General features: G+C 34.0%; 16 protein-coding genes. 12 read left to right on the forward strand and 4 right to left on the reverse strand.

Features of this window, described 5'->3' with window-relative positions; genetic code table 11:
- Positions 1–4: 4 nt before the first annotated feature.
- A complete protein-coding gene (locus BLT80_RS07630) occupies positions 5–1,006 on the forward strand; it encodes a PorP/SprF family type IX secretion system membrane protein (protein ID WP_092467311.1) in 1,002 nt (333 codons plus the stop codon).
- Positions 1,007–1,018: 12 nt separating this feature from the next.
- Here BLT80_RS07630 and BLT80_RS07635 read toward each other — a convergent pair whose 3' ends face one another.
- On the reverse strand, positions 1,019–2,254 hold the full coding sequence (locus tag BLT80_RS07635; protein ID WP_092467027.1) for a BamG family beta-barrel-assembly machinery protein: 1,236 nt from the start codon (positions 2,252–2,254) through the stop codon (positions 1,019–1,021).
- Positions 2,247–3,545, reverse strand: a complete 1,299-nt coding sequence (locus BLT80_RS07640; protein WP_092467028.1) for a DUF4270 family protein — start codon at positions 3,543–3,545, stop codon at positions 2,247–2,249. Before BLT80_RS07640 ends, BLT80_RS07635 begins: the two co-directional genes overlap by 8 nt.
- A gap of 214 nt (positions 3,546–3,759) precedes the next feature.
- Between BLT80_RS07640 and BLT80_RS07645 the strand changes: the two genes are divergently transcribed.
- The 5 genes from BLT80_RS07645 to BLT80_RS07665 all read left to right on the forward strand — a co-directional run bounded on the left by BLT80_RS07645 (position 3,760) and on the right by BLT80_RS07665 (position 7,930).
- Complete coding sequence (locus tag BLT80_RS07645; protein WP_139181033.1) at positions 3,760–4,659, forward strand: DUF6268 family outer membrane beta-barrel protein; 900 nt, start codon at positions 3,760–3,762, stop codon at positions 4,657–4,659.
- 10 nt (positions 4,660–4,669) lie between these two features.
- On the forward strand, positions 4,670–5,668 hold the full coding sequence (locus tag BLT80_RS07650; RefSeq protein WP_245710177.1) for a Kelch repeat-containing protein: 999 nt from the start codon (positions 4,670–4,672) through the stop codon (positions 5,666–5,668).
- A gap of 134 nt (positions 5,669–5,802) precedes the next feature.
- Positions 5,803–6,153, forward strand: coding sequence for a DUF4907 domain-containing protein (locus tag BLT80_RS07655; RefSeq protein ID WP_092467031.1), 351 nt, complete (start codon positions 5,803–5,805; stop codon positions 6,151–6,153).
- Positions 6,154–6,168: 15 nt separating this feature from the next.
- On the forward strand, positions 6,169–7,221 hold the full coding sequence (locus BLT80_RS07660; protein WP_092467032.1) for a sensor histidine kinase: 1,053 nt from the start codon (positions 6,169–6,171) through the stop codon (positions 7,219–7,221).
- Positions 7,202–7,930, forward strand: a complete 729-nt coding sequence (locus BLT80_RS07665) for a LytR/AlgR family response regulator transcription factor (protein WP_092467033.1) — start codon at positions 7,202–7,204, stop codon at positions 7,928–7,930. Before BLT80_RS07660 ends, BLT80_RS07665 begins: the two co-directional genes overlap by 20 nt.
- Positions 7,931–7,933: 3 nt before the next feature.
- On the opposite strand, the gene BLT80_RS07670 is transcribed toward BLT80_RS07665, so the two are convergent.
- Positions 7,934–9,376 (reverse strand): SLC13 family permease, encoded by a 1,443-nt coding sequence (locus BLT80_RS07670; RefSeq protein WP_092467034.1) that lies wholly within the window; start codon positions 9,374–9,376, stop codon positions 7,934–7,936.
- 261 nt (positions 9,377–9,637) lie between these two features.
- Here BLT80_RS07670 and BLT80_RS07675 point away from each other — a divergent pair, with 261 nt between their 5' ends.
- The 6 genes from BLT80_RS07675 to BLT80_RS07695 all read left to right on the forward strand — a co-directional run bounded on the left by BLT80_RS07675 (position 9,638) and on the right by BLT80_RS07695 (position 16,500).
- A complete protein-coding gene (locus BLT80_RS07675) occupies positions 9,638–11,215 on the forward strand; it encodes a T9SS type A sorting domain-containing protein (RefSeq protein ID WP_092467035.1) in 1,578 nt (525 codons plus the stop codon).
- Between the two features lie 243 nt (positions 11,216–11,458).
- The gene (locus BLT80_RS07680; RefSeq protein WP_092467036.1) at positions 11,459–12,916 is read left to right on the forward strand and encodes a hypothetical protein; all 1,458 of its coding nucleotides are present in this window, start codon (positions 11,459–11,461) and stop codon (positions 12,914–12,916) included.
- 329 nt (positions 12,917–13,245) lie between these two features.
- Complete coding sequence (locus BLT80_RS20020; RefSeq protein WP_175455566.1) at positions 13,246–13,392, forward strand: hypothetical protein; 147 nt, start codon at positions 13,246–13,248, stop codon at positions 13,390–13,392.
- A gap of 220 nt (positions 13,393–13,612) precedes the next feature.
- Entirely contained in the window at positions 13,613–15,277 is a 1,665-nt protein-coding gene (locus tag BLT80_RS07685; RefSeq protein WP_092467037.1) for a tetratricopeptide repeat-containing sensor histidine kinase, read from the forward strand.
- 2 nt (positions 15,278–15,279) lie between these two features.
- Complete coding sequence (locus BLT80_RS07690; RefSeq protein WP_092467038.1) at positions 15,280–15,945, forward strand: DNA-binding response regulator; 666 nt, start codon at positions 15,280–15,282, stop codon at positions 15,943–15,945.
- A gap of 192 nt (positions 15,946–16,137) precedes the next feature.
- Positions 16,138–16,500, forward strand: coding sequence for a hypothetical protein (locus BLT80_RS07695; protein WP_092467039.1), 363 nt, complete (start codon positions 16,138–16,140; stop codon positions 16,498–16,500).
- A 134-nt stretch (positions 16,501–16,634) separates the two neighbouring features.
- On the opposite strand, the gene BLT80_RS07700 is transcribed toward BLT80_RS07695, so the two are convergent.
- On the reverse strand, positions 16,635–17,078 hold the full coding sequence (locus BLT80_RS07700; RefSeq protein ID WP_092467040.1) for a hypothetical protein: 444 nt from the start codon (positions 17,076–17,078) through the stop codon (positions 16,635–16,637).
- Positions 17,079–17,259: the final 181 nt, after the last annotated feature.

Raw genomic sequence — 17,259 nt, forward strand, 5'->3', positions numbered from 1 at the left:
CGAAATGACATTGAAAAGAATTATAAGTATTATAGCGGTTTTAATGGGGATTCAAGCACAAGCTCAAGATCCTATTTTTACACAATCTAACTATATACAAGAAACGATAAATCCTGGGTTTTCAGGTTTTGAAGATAGCGATAGAATAGCTGCAGGAGTCTTAAGCAGAACACAGTGGCCAAATTTAGATTTAAGAGTCGATACGCAATATGCTTATCTTAATAAGTCATTTGATTATGGTCCAAGTTTGGGTTTCGGAGTGGGAGTAAATTTCTTAAGACAACACGAAGCATTTAGCAAATACAATTACTATCAACTTAATGCTAATTATGCACACCGAGTTAATCTTGATGGTGGTTGGTATTTTAGACCCGCTTTAGAAGTCGGATTTGGATTTAAAGATGTAGGGTTTAGTAATCTTACTTTGGCAGATCAAATAAATATAAATTCGGGTGTGGTTAACCCTGTGTCTGTAGACCCACTGAGTAATACGGTAGACAATGTATTTTTTGGAGATATTTCTGCGGGCTTTGTTTTTGAGAGAGAAGAGTTCAATGGATTAACCTATTGGTTTGGAGCTTCTGCTAAGCATTTGAATCGTCCTAATATTTCATTTGTAGATGGGGAAGAAGTTCCCTTAGATATTTTCTATTCTTTACATGGTAATTTTAGGTTTCCATTTATGAATGATTACAGCATCATGATGACTGCTAATTACATGCAACAAGGAGAATATAATCGTTTAGATATTGGGTCGTTATTTGTCGTCAACCAATTTCTTGTTGGTGTGACTGCGGCTACCAATCCTGCTAAGAATGATGAGAACAGTCACGTTTTAACATCTATTAATGGGTTCTTCGGGTTAGAGTTTACAGAGTTTAGATTCGGGTTGTCGTATGATATGAATACCTCTAAAATAGGACGAACCAATGGAGTCTATGAGGTGTCAGTAACCTATTTGTCACCTTGTAGACGTTGTAAAACAGATCGTAGTCGAAAACGCTAAATCAATTTTAGACTAGTTAAACTTTCGTTTTTGAAACCATAAATCAGATAATGAAATATTAATGTTTAAGGTGTTCACATATTCTTGAATTAGAATACTATCTGTAGTCCCTTTTTTAGCTAGCGTATAAGACACATTCAACAAGGATCTTTTTCCAATTGGCAAACCAACACCAAAGGATGCAGAATACGTATCTATATTAGTGTCATCTACTTTAAGGTAACCCGAATTATAATTGAGTCCCATTCTGAAATCCACACGTTTCCAATATTTGTAACTCGTAGGATCCACAGCATAAGACGCTCCTAGTCCAAAAATATTTTGATCGGTATAATCACCAATAGCATCAGACTGATTTGTAGCGCCCCAGAAATTTTTCTTATAATCAGCAGTTAAAAGTAGATTCTTAAATTTAGTGCTATAACCAAAACCAAGTTTTAAGGGAAGGTAAAAATTATCAATAGATTCTCCTTCTGTGTCTTCGAGTGTACTATATGCTGAATTTGAATATTTACCAATAAGCACATCTTTGGAACCTTTTAAAACGGTAGGTAAATCTATGGTGAATCCAAAATTATGTTTGTCTAACAAACTGTATTGTAAACCGAGACCTAATTGTGCACCATTATAATAATTAGTTTCGGTAATTTCTAAATAACTATTCGAAGTTACTATAGACTCATTTTCTTCTATTTTTCCAAATAAATAAGAGGCTTTAATACCGACATTAAAATTTTTAAAAAATGTTCTGGCATAGTCCAATCGTACTTCGCTTATACCACCAGTACCACCAATGTTAGTGGTAAATTGCTCATCGCTACCTTCGATGTTATTTTCTAAACCGATTAATGAATAACCAACATTTGTCGCTGGTTTTAGCGTTAACCCAATACCATAATCGTTATTATGATTAAATGCTATGGACATGTTGGTAAAGTTGTAGTTTGATCTTTGCTCATTGGCGTCACCACCCGTAAGATTGGTAAGTTCGGCAGAACCCCCAAAGTCAAACGTAATTTCATTTTCTTTTAGTGTGGAGAACGCTGCTGGGTTAAAGAGGTTAATTCCAAATTTAGCATCTAAGGAAATACCTGTATTACCAAGTCCACTATTTCTGCCTGTACCAGAATTACTTTCAACCCCCAAACCAAAAAGGGAATACGGAGAGCCTGTTAGATTATTAGACTGTGAGTAGCCATATAATCCGAAGAGTATTAAGACAAATATTAGGGATTGAGATTTATTCATAGACTGCATATGTTATAACCAATTTGGTTTTGAAATTAGACCGTTGGCTGTCATTAAAAATGATTTTATTTATGGTAGAATTATAGTCTGTTGGGATAAGAATAAGAGCGTCCTTAGTTACTGGACTCTCATTTAATTTCTGATCTATAAAATCTATAACTGGGACTGTAAAGGCCACTTGATTAAATTCTGAATCGACATTGGTTGTAGTGGCCGTCACGACATCAACACTATTACTAATCTGACTTGCCAAATCATTATTTTGATCTATAGTGTAAAGTAATAATGTCTCACTTAAGGGTTGGATATCGGAATGTGAAGCAAAATTAGGTTCTATAAAAAGTGTTGCGTCTAATATGGTACCTTCAGCACCTAAATTATATAAATCTTTAATTGAAGGGAATTCAATTCTAGTAACATAACCAGTACCGGCCTGGTTGTAACTTATATTTCCACTTTCTGATGAAGTGAGGTTGTATTCTTGATCGACGATAGCTTCTAAAGGTAAACCGGTAACATCACTTTCTATATGATTGTAATAGGTGTTTATGGTCATATCGTAGGTGTATTCATCCGTCTCTAACTCATCTGGGATGGTATAATAAAACCGAAGATAACTTGTGTTGATATCTGTAGAAAAGCCAATAACAGAACCATTATCATCAGTACTTGGCTGTATTGTTAATCCCTTTAGCTGCTGATATAAGGATTCTTGATCCGTAATAATATTATCTCTTATGCCATTAAATAGGTCTTCTCCAAAATCGTAAGGTAGCGTTACATAAAGTGAATCTTTATTGGGAGTTGGTAAATAGGTTTTAGTCACTAAAGGAGTTGCTTCATAAGCCGTCTCTGTTGTGTTATAAAAATAAAGATCGTCAGACGTCATTTTGTTGGTTAGCTTATGAATGTTCACTGTGGCTACTTGGGTTGTATCGTTGTAGTAATAGGTGTCATAGCCAAGAACTAAACCTACACTATCTAAAATAGCCTCATTATCTAAGTAATAAGCAGAAGGGCTTACTTGTACATATGCCGAAGTATGTATCACTCCCATATCATCATCTTGATATTGGCCAACTAAAAGTCTACCGCTCGTTGAGGTTGTTATAGAGTCAAATTTCATTGTCGATAACTTTAACGAAAAGGTATCAATAGATAGGACTCTAATATCTGTACCGGTGAAGTCTTCACCTGCAACTAAGCTTTCGTATTCAGTATCTGTAGAACAGGATATAATTACTATTAAAACGGTAATCGCTGTCAATAATTTTAGAAATGATTTCAACATTTGTTTTATATAATTTCTACAAATCAACTAACCAATTGATGTAATAAAAAGTAAAATATACCTATGCCATATTTGTATCTACATAAAGGGAGATTTATACTATTAAAATTCATAATTGGTTTTGTAGATTAAAAATTGGTGTTTGTCTACAAAAAAAGTGCCTAGGTATATTTTGTAATTGTTGTAAAAGATTGTGGTAGTAAGTTAGCACCCGATGAGAAAACACACATTACATTATTTAACCTTTAGCCTAGTCTCTATGGTGTCTTATGGACAAAAATTGTTCACGACTACAGACGCAGGAGATGTTATGGCATTAGAGTATGGCAATTATTTGAATTTGAACGACATTCAATTAGAAAGCAAATCTGTAGCTATAGATTTTACGTCTTTATTAGAGAGTTCAACTTTTGGATTCGGTTTAGGGTATACGAATCATAGTATCGATTTTGAAGACTATGATAGGTTTCATGATTATAGTGCCTTTGAAGAATTGCACAGTGTTGAGGTTTTTGCCAGATACAAGACCCCTTTGGTTAATAATTGGGACTTGAATCTTACAGTTGCACCTTATTTGTCATCAACATTTAATGATGCCATTTCTAGTGAGGATTTTGTATTGAGTTACGCTGCAAACTTTACAAAGACGTGGGATAAGGATGGGCTTAAATCGACTTTGAAATTGGGGGCAGGTTATGGGTCATTATTTGGAAAACCAAACTTTTACCCTTTAGTGTCGTATTCTAAAGATGTGAATAAAAAATTAAGATACGAAATAGGAATACCTGTCACGGGTGTTTTTTATAAACTAAATGCGCAGAGTAGTTTTAATTTGAAAGTAGAGCCAGAATCTATTTATACTAATAATACTTCAGGATTTAGTATGGAAAATGATGCGGTCATCAATAATTCTAAACTAGAATTTAAAGCTATAAAATTAGGCTTGGGTTATCAATTTCGTTTTGATGATAATTGGTCTACCTCTTTTAATATGGGTTATCTAATGGCGAGTGAATTGAGCTTAAGTGAAAATGACAATAAGATATATGATTTTGGTTCTAAAGAATCATTGGCATTAAACATAGGAATTAGTTTTAATATAAATAATAAGTAAAATGAGAAAAATGAATAACAAATCAGCCATAAGATTACTTTATTTCGGTGCCGTATTGGCGTTGTTTTCTAGTTGTAATAGTGATGATGACGATGATGACACTTTAGGAAACTGGGTAAAGAAATCTACATTTAATGAGGAAGCACGAAGTAGTTCTACGGCCTTTACCATTGGTAATATTGGTTATATGGGTACAGGCTATGACGGGAGTGATTATTACAACGATTTTTGGGGCTATAATATGGATACCAATTCTTGGCAGCAATTATCAGATTATCCTGGTATAGAAAGGAGTTCTGCGGTGTCATTTGTTATTGGTGATGATGGGTATATGGGTACGGGGTACAATGGTGATTCTAATGATGAGTTATCTGACTTTTATAAATATGATGTTGATACTAACAGCTGGACAACCATTGCAGATTTTGGAGGTTCCGCAAGATATGGTGCCGTTGGTTTTGGATCCGATTCGTATGGGTATGTTGGTACAGGTTATGACGGAAGTGATAAAAAAGATTTCTGGAGATACAACCCCATTTCAGATTCTTGGGAAGAGGTCTTTGGTTTCGGAGGTGACAAAAGAAGAGATGGTTTAACCTTTACAATTGGCGATGAAGTATATTTGTCAACTGGTATAAGTAATGGGGTGTATGAACTCGATTTTTGGTCATTTAACTTGAACACAGAGGTTTGGACTCAACTTACAGATATTGATGACGACGACGATGATTATGTTTACAGATCTAATGCCGTAGCGTTTACACTAAATGGTAAAGGGTACATTGCATGTGGTGAATATTCGGGAAGTTTAAGTACTGTTTATGAGTACACCCCTTCAAGTGAAACTTGGGAAGAAAAAACACCATTTGAACTTTATGCAAGACGAGATGCTATAGCATTTAGCGATGGTGCTCGTGCTTTTGTTGCTTTAGGTAGAAATGGAACCTTGTATTTGGATGATAATATGGAGTTTTTCCCGAATACAGAACAAGATGACGACGATAATTAAAATATAAAGAATTGTTTAGATTGGTAGATTGAAAGGCTATTACTTTTGTGATTGATGGTTAATAGCCAACTAAGAGTCAGGATAATGTTGATATCCTTCATTAATCCTGGCTCTTTTTTTTAATAATAAATGAGATGAAAAGAAATAATAACTATAAAATTGTTTTATTAGGTGTGACCATCCTATTTATAGTGTTTTTTTATATCCAATCTGGAAGTAATGAAACGAAAACAGTCAAAGACACAGCATATGCTTTGCAGGTGATAGAACAAGATAGTCTATGGATTTACGAGGTGTATAATCAAGATAGTTTATTTATCCGTCAAGAATATATTCCAGCGGCAAAAGGACAGCAAGGGTTTAAGTCTAAAGCCGATGCTGAAAAAATAGGGAAACTGGTGATACGTAAGCTTTCAGAAAACAAAATGCCAGTAATACGTATAACGGATCTTTATGCAAATGCCATAGATTTTAAGAACATTTAATTATAGCGGATATCCATGTTAACAAAGAAGATTTCTTATAAAGAGCTTATAGTACACACTGTAATATGGTTATGTATTAGCATATTCCCTTTACTTACGGCGTATATCGATTTAGGAGAAATTCCTTCAGACATGTATTTAAAGCAATTAATGCGCCCTATTTTATTTTATGTCAATTACCTAGTTTTTGTACCCTACATATTGCTGAAACGTAAATTACTCCTATACATTGTAGTATCCATTTTATTCTTGGTACTCTATAATTATATCAGTGAAACGTTATTTACAAATACAATAGGAGAAGAGTTTAGAAGGAGAATAGGACCGCCAAATAGACCGGGAGGTCGTTTTGGAATGCGACATGCTATACCTTTGGTGTTTTCGTTATCCATTTTTCTATTAGGTGGAATTTTTAGTTTGGTGGTTGATTTCTATAAACGCGATCGTTTGTCTAAGGAGTTAGAGAATGAACAGAAAGAAATTAAGTTACAATTCTTAAGAAATCAGTTAAATCCACATTTTTTATTCAATTCATTAAATAGTATTTATGCTTTAGTTAGAAGTAAATCTGATGATGCACCAGAAGCTGTTATTACGCTGTCGGAGTTAATGCGTTATATGCTTTATGAAGCAGGAAACAATCAAGTCACTTTAGAGAAAGAAATCAATTATATTAAGAATTATATTGCTTTACAACGGTTACGACTTAAAAATACTGAAGCTGTTAAACTTAACATAAAAGGAGAGACAAGAAATTTAAAAATCTATTCTTTGTTATTAATTTCCTTTATTGAAAATGCTTTTAAGTACGGCACGGACTACAAAGGCAATACACATATAGACATAAAGATAATAGTCGAGAATAATAAACTAAGCCTAAACGTAGAAAATATAATAGGCTTATATAAACGCGACGACAAGAACTCTGGAGTCGGATTAGAGAATATAAAAAATCAACTTAATTATTTGTATAAAAACAATCATGAGTTGACTATTGAAGAAGACAATTCGTATTACAGAGTGCATTTAACCTTAAACCTAAATGACGATGAAGTGCATAATAATTGATGATGAGCCGTTGGCAATAGATGTTATTGAATCTTATTGTCAAGCTTTAGGAGCCGTACAAGTGATTAGTACGTTTACTAATGCCATTGAAGCCTTAGATTTTATAAATAATAACCGTATTGATTTGGTGTTTTCTGATATTGAAATGCCAAGTATTTCGGGTATTGAATTGATTCGATCTTTAGAAGGAAAAGTACCTTATTTCATTTTTACTACCGCCTATCCTGAATATGCCTTAGAAGGTTTTGATCTTAATGCTATCGACTATTTAGTAAAGCCAATTCCGTTTCCTAGATTTATAAAAGCAGTGAATAGGGTAAATGAAATGATGAAGCTCAATGATGTGAGTACATCGATTAATGTGTCTTCTGCAGGTGGAGAAGCACCAACGCACGAAGATGATTTTATTTTTGTAAAATCCGAATATGAAAACGTAAAAATAGATATCAAAGAAATAAAGCTTATTCAAGGCTTAAAAGATTATTTGAAAATTCATTCAGAAAACGCTAAACCCATATTAACCTTAATGAGTTTTAAGGAGATGCAATCTAAGTTGCCAGAAACGTTGTTTATAAGAGTCCATCGGTCTTACCTCGTTAATGTCAATAAAATCAGTTCGATTCAAAAAAATAGAATTATCATTAAAGACGAACGTATTCCAATAGGAGAAAGTTATAAATCTATGGTTTATAGTCGCCTAAATATTTAGTCCTTAACTTAAATCCCAAATTAATGGTAAGACGAAATATACAATTAAGGTTACTAGTACAATTGAAATAAGATTCATCCAAATACCTTTCTTTACCATATCTTCTATTTTTAAATACCCCGATCCAAAGACAACGGCATTAGGAGGAGTTGCCACAGGAAGCATAAAAGCACACGAGGCGGCTAAAGTGGCACTTACCAGTAAAATATACGGATGCACATTAATAACGGCTGCCAAGGATACCAAAACAGGTAATAGCATTGCTGTTGTTGCCATATTGGATGTGATTTCAGTTAAAAAATTAACGGAGGCAATTAAGACTAGTAACAGAATAAACAGCGAAACCCCTATTAAGGATGTTAATTGATTGCCGATCCATATTGCTAAACCACTAGATTCAAATCCTATGGCTAGCGCCATACCACCACCAAAAAGGATCAGAATGCCCCAAGGTAACTTTACAGCATCTTCCCAGGAGATTAAAGCTTGACTTCCTTTTTTATTCGGGATTAAAAACAAAACTATAGAAGCCGTAATCGCAATAATAGTATCATCAATTGCAGGTAGCCATTTTGTTAATAAAAACGATCTAGAAATCCATGCCACAGCGGTAATGCAAAATACGATTAGGATTACTTTTTCCTCATAAGCTATTTTACCTAAAGCGTTAAGCTGGTTTTCAATTTCTTTGCGACCACCAGGAAATTCCTTTTGTTCAAATTTAAAGGCAAATCGGGTTAAATAGATCCAGCAAATAATCAATAGAATAACACTTATAGGAAAACCAAACATAAACCATTGCGAAAATGTAATTTCAGTATTATAGGTGCTTTCGACAACTCCAGCCAGAACAAGGTTTGGTGGAGTACCTATTAATGTTGCCATACCTCCAATGGATGCACTATAGGCTATAGCCAGCATTAAGGCTTTACCAAATATTAGATTTTCATTCGCTTTAGTTTTTGGATTATCCTGTAGTTGTAAAACTATAGCCATGCCAACGGGTAAAATCATCACAGCTGTGGCGGTGTTAGAAATCCACATGGATAACAAGGCGGTGGCGACCATAAACCCCAAAATGATTTTACTCACATTAGTGCCAACAAGTTTAATAATGTTTAGGGCAATACGTTTATGTAAATTCCATTTCTCAATGGCAATAGCGAGTATAAAACCACCTAGAAATAAGAAGATGTATTTATGCCCATAAGATGCTGTGGTTGCACTTAATGACAGTCCACCAGATAAGGGAAATAATACAATGGGTAATAAGGCTGTAACCGGTATGGAAATCGCTTCGGTAATCCACCAAACGGCTATCCAAGACGTTGATGCTAAAATAGCATTTGCAGAATCTCCTAAGCCTTCAGGATGACAAAAAAGCTTAATGAGTATAAATAAGAGTGGGCCTAAAACGAGACCTATTTTCTGTTTTGTTGATTTCATAAGTTTTTAATCGAATAGTTACTAGTATTTAAGGTACTAATTTTCCTATTTTTTATTGAATCTTTTTTATGGTGAAATTCTAGCTGTAAGGTATCGTATTATCTCGTATTTCAATTTAGGCGGTTAAATAAAAGGTATAATTTTTCCTACTTATCACGGTTAAGTGATTGAAATATAAGTAAAAATTAATGATAACTTTTTAGTTTTAATCCGAATAATTGATTTTTAAACAGTTCCTTTGTAATCCCAAATCTACTAAAAATGAAAATATTTTACCTTACAGCATTAGCTGTAGCTTTTTGTCATACGACAAAGGCACAAGATCTATCTACGACCATGCATATAAGTGCAGGTACAACAGTTATCGTGTCATCAGGCACTACACTTTCTGCATCAGAAATAAACCTTAAATCCACATCAGACAGCTTTGCGTGCTTATTTCTAAACGACGATTTAGAGACCTCTACAATTGTGAATTATGATCGTTATGTTAACATTATTGGCACGTCAGGCCAAAATGGAGGTAACGATTTAGTGTCGTTACCGGTAAAGACCATAGCAGATGCTACTTTTTCCGATTTCTTAACGTATACCGATGGTATAAATGCCAATTCAGTGATTATACCAAATGCACCATCGCTAGTAACATTATATGCCTTTGGACCTTATAACAACACTAATCAATCCTACACCAATTATAATACAGCTACAGATGGAGGTGTTATACTTAAAAGAGGAATAGGTTACAGAGCTTCAAGTTATAGTGGACAGACCGTAAGATTTACGGGTACAGTATCTACGGTATCAGAATCTGTTGAGATATCTACAAATAATAATGCATGGAACTCAATAGGCAATCCCTACCCAACATTCATAGATTCTCAAGCTTTTCTATCTGCAAATTCTGCAGTGTTAGATCCAAATGCAGTAGCAATCTATGCTTATAATAGTGGTACTAATACCGATACAGGTTCTGGAACCTTTGGTAACTTTACAATTATTAATGGATTAACCAATACAGACATCAATATTGCACCTGGTCAAGCATTCTTAGTCGCAAATGATCCTGTTGATCCCACAAATCAGATAAGCTTCACTACAGCTATGAGAATTTATGGAGGAACAGATGATTTTATATTAGGTAGAGATGCCAATCAAAATCAAATGTTACGCCTTCAAGTTGAAAATGGTACGAATGATTTTGCAACAGAAATTTACTTTAATGCTAATTCAACATTAGGGCTAGATCCTGGCTATGATGCTGCACTTTATAATGGAGCGGGTTATAGTTTGAGCTTGTATTCTCATTTAGTTGAAAATAACCTTGGCAAAAATATGGCGATTCAAAGTCTTGGACTTAATAATCAAAATGATATTAGTATACCTCTAGGTCTAAAAGCAGCTCAGGGACAGCAAATTACATTCACTATTGAAGCATCTACTCTACCAGAAGAGGTTGAGGTCTATTTAGAAGATAGCCAAACCAATACGTTTACTTTGTTAAATACGAATAGCTATTCATTTACCGCTAATACCGCTATTTCTGGTACCGGACGGTTCTACCTTAGATTTGAAACTAGTTCATTATCAACTATAGATCTAAATAGCGAAAGCTTACAAATCTTTGCAAGCGAGCAGACCCTTTTTATCAACGGATCACTTTTGGCAGATACAGAAGTCTCAGTTTACGATATTCAAGGCCGTTTAGTGCTTTCTTCTTTCTTAAAGGAAGCGTCAGACAGAAACACTATAGATGCCGCTAATTTAAGCCAAGGCATCTACGTCGTTAAGTTAAATAATAAAATACAACAGCAAACTAAGAAGGTCATTTTTAAATAAGTTTTAATTTACGGTTCTACACATTTTAGGTATAGCATTATTCACGCGATACGATTATATGTTTGTAACACGGTGGTTTAATTATTTAAATAAAAAAAAGAGCAAAGTACGTTCTTTTTAAGATCCCTTTCAATTGGTCCTACACCATTAACTAGTACACAAAATTTCAATAAAAATAGTCATCGTAAGGATGAACACTATTCATTTACCCCAAATATTTATTAACCTCACAACCCTAAATTTATGAGACATTTTAAAACATTACTTTTTAGTTTATTACTTACAGTTACCGGAATATCTACTGCACAAGTAGGAATCGGTACAGATGCCCCAGATGCTTCATCGCTATTAGATTTAAAATCAAACTCTCAAGGTTTGTTAGCACCCCGCATGACAACCCTAGAACGGGATGCTATTGCAAGTCCTGCAGAAAGTTTATTAGTTTTTGACACCGACTTAGATGCCTTTTATTATTATAATACTACAACTAGCACTTGGGTAGAATTAGCGAATAATAACGCTGCTAAACGAAACAATTACAAACTCATAAAATCTGCAGATGATTTAGCTGCAGAATTAATTGCTGGTGGAGGCTCTAGTTATCTACTAGAAGAAAACACCTATTACGAAATTAATGGAACGATAACATTAGCGTCTCCTATTGATTTAAATAACGCCTACATTTCTGGATTAGATGCTAATGAAGATGTGCTCTCAGCAACAGGAGTTGTTTTTAAAGGTAGTACTGGTGGTGGTATCAGAAATGTAACACTAAAAGGAACTAAAGCTTTTGAAATTACTGGTCCAGGAATCTCAACCAGTTCAGCTCTTTTAGTTCAAAACCTTAATATAAATGATATGACTAGTGTTGGTACGGTTTCAGATTTGGGATTATACTTTGGTAACATCAATAAGTTTGCAAATAACTCGGATGGAATTACCTTTTCTAATATTGGTAACTTGTTACTAAATACGCAAGCGTGGTTAAGCAGTAACAACGGAACTTTTGAAACCTTTACTGGTACTTTCGGTTTAATAGAAAAAGTAAGTGGCTTTAGTACAGTAGATGGTTCAGATGTAGCAATGGACGTTAGTAGTGGTAGTCTTAGCGTAGGGACTGGTATTCTACAAGGCACTGTGTTTTCTGGTACAACATCTAATCCAGCAGGCTATATTGACGGCTATGCAACAGGATCTTATGACGGTTATAATTTTAGTACTTCATGGGAAGTAGATGCACCAGGTATTCCTAAAGAAAGCGATGATACGGTTACAGCGAATTTATATTACGATGAAGACAGTTCATTTGGTGTTGTTAGTGTAACGAATTCAATTCCTTTTAAACTACCAGTTAATACAAAAGCAATTAGGCTCTTTAGAACTGCAGAAGGTACAGGCACCGATAGTGAAAATAGAATTATTTATGAAGGAGAAAAAGCAAGGGCTATAAATGTATTTGCTTCAATATCGTTTACAACAACGGATGGAACGCAATTTGCTTTTTCTATTTACAAAAATGGAGTTAAAGTGACAGGCACAGAAGCAATAGTTAATGTGCTAAATATTAATGAGAGACAATCGGTTTCAGTAATTGGTACTGTAACGGTTGAAAAAAATGATTACATTGAACTATATGTTAGAAAAACTTCAGCTAACAATGAACAGATTTTAATTTCTTCATATAACTTAATTCTGAACTAAATTCATTTCTAAATTATAATTTAAAGCCTTCGGTAATTCACACCGAAGGCTTTTTTTGTTTTTAAATTGTTCGACATAGAAAAGCTTTTCTTGAGTTGATAACCACGATATATAATTAAAGGTGATTAATTAATTGTATGGTTTTTTTTCGGGATTGGTAAAAGCTTTACTGACGCTATTTAGAAATTCTTCTTGGCTGAATTTTAACTCAATTCTAAGACAATGTTAAGGAATTGCTAAGTCTTTCGTTTTAGGTGATTTATGTGTGGTATGGAGATCTAAAATCGTGTTTTAATTCGTATCTTTATAAACACCAAATTACATGTGCTATGAAACTACTTCAAGTCTTTAAAAAACAATTCTTCCGTACAAAACCACAACAGGTTAATGTTAACGCTACGCTTACTTTAATTCAGCCTAAAACTATAATGTCTAATACGTTTACAAAGGACGAGGACACTTTTATGTTTATATAATCTATAGTCTCTCTATTTTTGTAGTGCGTTTATAGATCGTCTTTGAAATCGTCAGGGGTGGGGATTTTATTGCACAATTTAGATGCTTATCTGAGTTATAGGGAATTAAAGGTGCATTGTAATGCGCTTTATAACGCTACTGAGGTAATAGCTCTAAAATTGCTTGCCAACTGCCTACCGAAATTAAGGATTAGTATTAAATAAATTATACTTTAGAGGCATGAAACCTAAGCATACGTCATTCCTCTTTTTTTATATCCTATTTTGTTTACTCGAACTCACAAGTCTTCAAAATGTTTTTGCACAGCAGCCCATAGATAGTACGCGCTATTATAAGACGTTAGCCTTAAAGCCTCAAAATGCAAAGGATTTGTTGATGTCTGAATACTATTTCAAAAGTCATTATGAAAAAGCCTTAAAACAAGAGGATACGACTAAGGCCATTATTCATTTGTATTATATCGCGAGTATTGATTTTAAAAAAGGTGATTATATTGAGAGTGAGGAAACAGCTGTTAAAGCTTTAAATTTTATCGATAAAATGGATCCGTCTCCTTATATCGTATCTACACGGAAAAGTTTTTATAATCTTTTGGGTCTAATGTATACAGCGCAAAAGCATCAACAAAAAGCCCTAGAATTGTATAAAAATGCTTTTAAAATGGCACTATCCGCATCCGATAGTGCTCTAATTTATAATAATCTATCGCTTGTGTATCAAAAGTTTGATGACCTCGGTAATGCTCAAAAAGAAATAGGTAAAGCCTATCAGCTTTTACCACGAATCACTGATACTATAACACAGGCTCTAGTTATAGATAACTACGGTTTTATTGCGTCTAAATTAAACCCTGAGACTGGTATTGACTTTATGACTAAGGCTTTAAAATTACGAGAAGCGGTAAAGGATACCTCTACTATTTATACAAGTTATTGGCATTTGGCAGATTATTATGCTCGAATAAATAACGAGATAGCCTCTAAAAGCTATGCGTTGAAGTCTCTTGAACTTGCCGAAATCATAAATTTAGATTCTTATAGAAATAATTCTTTAGGCATACTGGTTACTATTAGTGATGATGCTTATGCCAGAGCTTATAAAAAACTAAATGATAGTATTTATACCTCAGAAAAAGAGAGCTTAAATCAATATGCATTATTAAAATATGATAATTCAGAATATAAAAGAAAAGCTTTAGAGAGTCAATTAGAAAAAGAACAGCAAGAATTTAGAACTACCTATGCCATTTTAATAGCGTCCCTTATTGCTGTATCTGCTGTGTTCTTATATTTTATATTGCGCGCAAGACATAAAAAAGAAAAATTGCAACAGGTGTTTGATACCGAATCGCGCATCTCAAAAGAAATTCATGATGAAATCGCAAATGATGTATTTCAGGTGATGACCAGACTAGAACATAAAGCTCTAAAGCCTAAGGCCCTTAAAAATGAACTGCATCTATTATATCATAAAACACGAGATATTTCTAAAAAGCACAGCGTTTTAAATGCGGATTATCCGTTTATAGACTACCTAGAAGAATTATTAGAAAGTTTTAATGATACCGATACTAATATTATCATTAAAGGGCTTTCCGAAATCTCTTGGGACACGCTACCAGATTTAAAACAGCTCACTATATATCGGGTTTTACAAGAGTTATTAATCAATATGAAAAAGCATAGTGGAGCGTCGATAGTGGTTATTATGTTTGTAAAAGCACCCAAAGGACTTCATGTAAATTACAGCGATAATGGTGTTGGTTCTGTGTTAAAAAAAGGAAATGGTCTTCAGAATACGGAAAACCGTATTCAATCTATTAATGGAACTATTACTTTTGTAACACAACCCAATAAAGGGTTCAAAGCCAACATAATTGTGTAGTAATGTTTAAGAACGTTTTAATTAATGAAGACCATGATGCTGTTCTTGCTAATATCACTAAGATATTAACGGAATTGCAAGTGATATCTATTGAAACATCTCAATACTGTGATGAAGCCTATTTAAAATTAAAAAGAGCTGCGTTAGAAGGTTGTCATTTCGATTTATTAATCACAGACCTCTCGTTTAAAAAGGATCATAGAGTTACAAGTTTAGAGTCGGGTGAGATGCTTATTGAAAAGTTGCGCGACGATTTTCCGGATTTACCAATTATAGTGTATTCTATGAAAGATCAGCTTCAAAAAATTAGAGGCTTACTAAATACCTATGGAGTTAATGCGTATGTGTGTAAAGACCGAAAAGGCAGCATAGAATTAACAGAAGCTATACAAGCGGTTTATGATAATGCGATTTATGTCTCACCACAAGTTAAAAAGGCACTGAGTCCGAAGTCGCAATTAGAGATCGACGATTACGATATTCGGTTATTACAACTATTGTCTCAAGGACAATCTCAAGATGATATTAGTACTAGTCTTAAATCTAATGGAATTACACCCAGTAGTTTAAGTACTATAGAAAAACGTCTCAACAAACTTCGCGAACACTTTAAAGCACATAATGCTATTCATTTGGTGGCTATAACCAAGGATTTAGGAGTTATATAATTATATAGAAAAACCAGCACTTATCTAAGGATATAATATTGTAGGGAATACTATAGGAGAAGTGCATATGGGAGAAGGGCAACTAGGGATAGTTGCCTTTTTTTTATCATCAAACAGAGCAATCTGGAATGTTGCTGATAGCATAGTAAGTATTACTTTAGCGGTTTATTTAGTTGTAAAACAAAATACCAAATGACCATAAACCAACTCCCAGGAACCTACAACATCATTGGCAGCAACCAAGATAAAGACGGTATGGCTTATAAAGGTACCTTAGAATTAGCCTTAGATGCGCACAACAGAATTGAGGCGAGATGGCTGATTAATACTAGTCAAGAACAATTAGGAACCGGTTTTTTTAAAGATAATATCTTGGTAATTAACTTTAAGTATAAAGGAGATGATGCGCGGACTTATAAAGGTGTGGTGGTTTATAAATGCATTACTAAGGACTTGTTAGATGGTTTTTGGTCTGAGAAGCATGGTAATCCGTTGTATCTTGGTGAGGAGCGTTGTTATAGAGTTGGGGATGAGCAGCTTGAGTTGGTTAATTGAGGATGTATTTGTTTACGTTATTGCTAGCGCTATGATGTAACCTATGACATTAATCTGATTGCTTCGGCAAAAAAGGCATTACAATGACTAGCTCGCAATGCCCAGCTTATAAATATTAAGTCGTAATAATGAGACTAACGTTTATCGTTAGCATTTGCCCATTCCTTATAGCGGTTAAACTGTTCGGTATCTAGGATATTTTCTAAAATATCAGCTTCAGCGTCTATACGATCGTTAGCCGAAAGGTTTTTATAAGGATTTTCGGTATTGGAAGTCATCCAATTGGCGAGTGCTGTTTCATAAAGCTGTTGCTGTTCTTCGCTTAGTTCAAATTGTTCATATAAACGCATTTGTCTTTCTGGGTCGTTAAGATTCCAGTTTTGATCTATGTCACCGGTTTTTTCTTCGTAAGTATAAACGTCTTCTTCAAAATTACCATCCTTTTCGTAATTTCGAGTATCGGTAAGTTCTTCGTTCATTGGGTTTCTGGTATCAGTACTTTCTTTTGAGGTTTTATTTTTACACGAAAAAGAGAGTGTTAATAGCGCTAAGGCTAAAATGTAATATGTTGTTTTCATAAGTCTATCATTTATAATTTAGGTTGAATATATGGAGAAAGCAGTTATTGATTTAACTCAAATGGTTTAAATATTAATGATTTAGGTATGGTTGAGTTATGTAGTGGGGGTATTGGTTATGTTGGTGCATAGTTATAGGTTTTTATTATATCATTTGAAGTAATTCAGTCAATAAGAAAAT

It is taken from the genome of Winogradskyella thalassocola (assembly GCF_900099995.1).
In the GTDB taxonomy this organism is placed as follows: Bacteria; Bacteroidota; Bacteroidia; order Flavobacteriales; family Flavobacteriaceae; genus Winogradskyella; species Winogradskyella thalassocola.

What these genes read in the sequence shown, in the direction of transcription:
- BLT80_RS07675 (WP_092467035.1), top strand. Translation starts at nt 9,638, where the DNA reads ATGAAAATATTTTACCTTACAGCATTAGCTGTAGCTTTTTGTCATACG.
- BLT80_RS07640 (WP_092467028.1), bottom strand. Translation starts at nt 3,545, where the DNA reads ATGTTGAAATCATTTCTAAAATTATTGACAGCGATTACCGTTTTAATA.
- BLT80_RS07665 (WP_092467033.1), top strand. Translation starts at nt 7,202, where the DNA reads ATGAAGTGCATAATAATTGATGATGAGCCGTTGGCAATAGATGTTATT.
- BLT80_RS07645 (WP_139181033.1), top strand. Translation starts at nt 3,760, where the DNA reads ATGAGAAAACACACATTACATTATTTAACCTTTAGCCTAGTCTCTATG.
- BLT80_RS07660 (WP_092467032.1), top strand. Translation starts at nt 6,169, where the DNA reads ATGTTAACAAAGAAGATTTCTTATAAAGAGCTTATAGTACACACTGTA.
- BLT80_RS07635 (WP_092467027.1), bottom strand. Translation starts at nt 2,254, where the DNA reads ATGAATAAATCTCAATCCCTAATATTTGTCTTAATACTCTTCGGATTA.
- BLT80_RS07630 (WP_092467311.1), top strand. Translation starts at nt 5, where the DNA reads ATGACATTGAAAAGAATTATAAGTATTATAGCGGTTTTAATGGGGATT.
- BLT80_RS20020 (WP_175455566.1), top strand. Translation starts at nt 13,246, where the DNA reads ATGAAACTACTTCAAGTCTTTAAAAAACAATTCTTCCGTACAAAACCA.
- BLT80_RS07680 (WP_092467036.1), top strand. Translation starts at nt 11,459, where the DNA reads ATGAGACATTTTAAAACATTACTTTTTAGTTTATTACTTACAGTTACC.
- BLT80_RS07685 (WP_092467037.1), top strand. Translation starts at nt 13,613, where the DNA reads ATGAAACCTAAGCATACGTCATTCCTCTTTTTTTATATCCTATTTTGT.
- BLT80_RS07650 (WP_245710177.1), top strand. Translation starts at nt 4,670, where the DNA reads ATGAATAACAAATCAGCCATAAGATTACTTTATTTCGGTGCCGTATTG.
- BLT80_RS07695 (WP_092467039.1), top strand. Translation starts at nt 16,138, where the DNA reads ATGACCATAAACCAACTCCCAGGAACCTACAACATCATTGGCAGCAAC.
- BLT80_RS07670 (WP_092467034.1), bottom strand. Translation starts at nt 9,376, where the DNA reads ATGAAATCAACAAAACAGAAAATAGGTCTCGTTTTAGGCCCACTCTTA.
- BLT80_RS07655 (WP_092467031.1), top strand. Translation starts at nt 5,803, where the DNA reads ATGAAAAGAAATAATAACTATAAAATTGTTTTATTAGGTGTGACCATC.
- BLT80_RS07700 (WP_092467040.1), bottom strand. Translation starts at nt 17,078, where the DNA reads ATGAAAACAACATATTACATTTTAGCCTTAGCGCTATTAACACTCTCT.
- BLT80_RS07690 (WP_092467038.1), top strand. Translation starts at nt 15,280, where the DNA reads ATGTTTAAGAACGTTTTAATTAATGAAGACCATGATGCTGTTCTTGCT.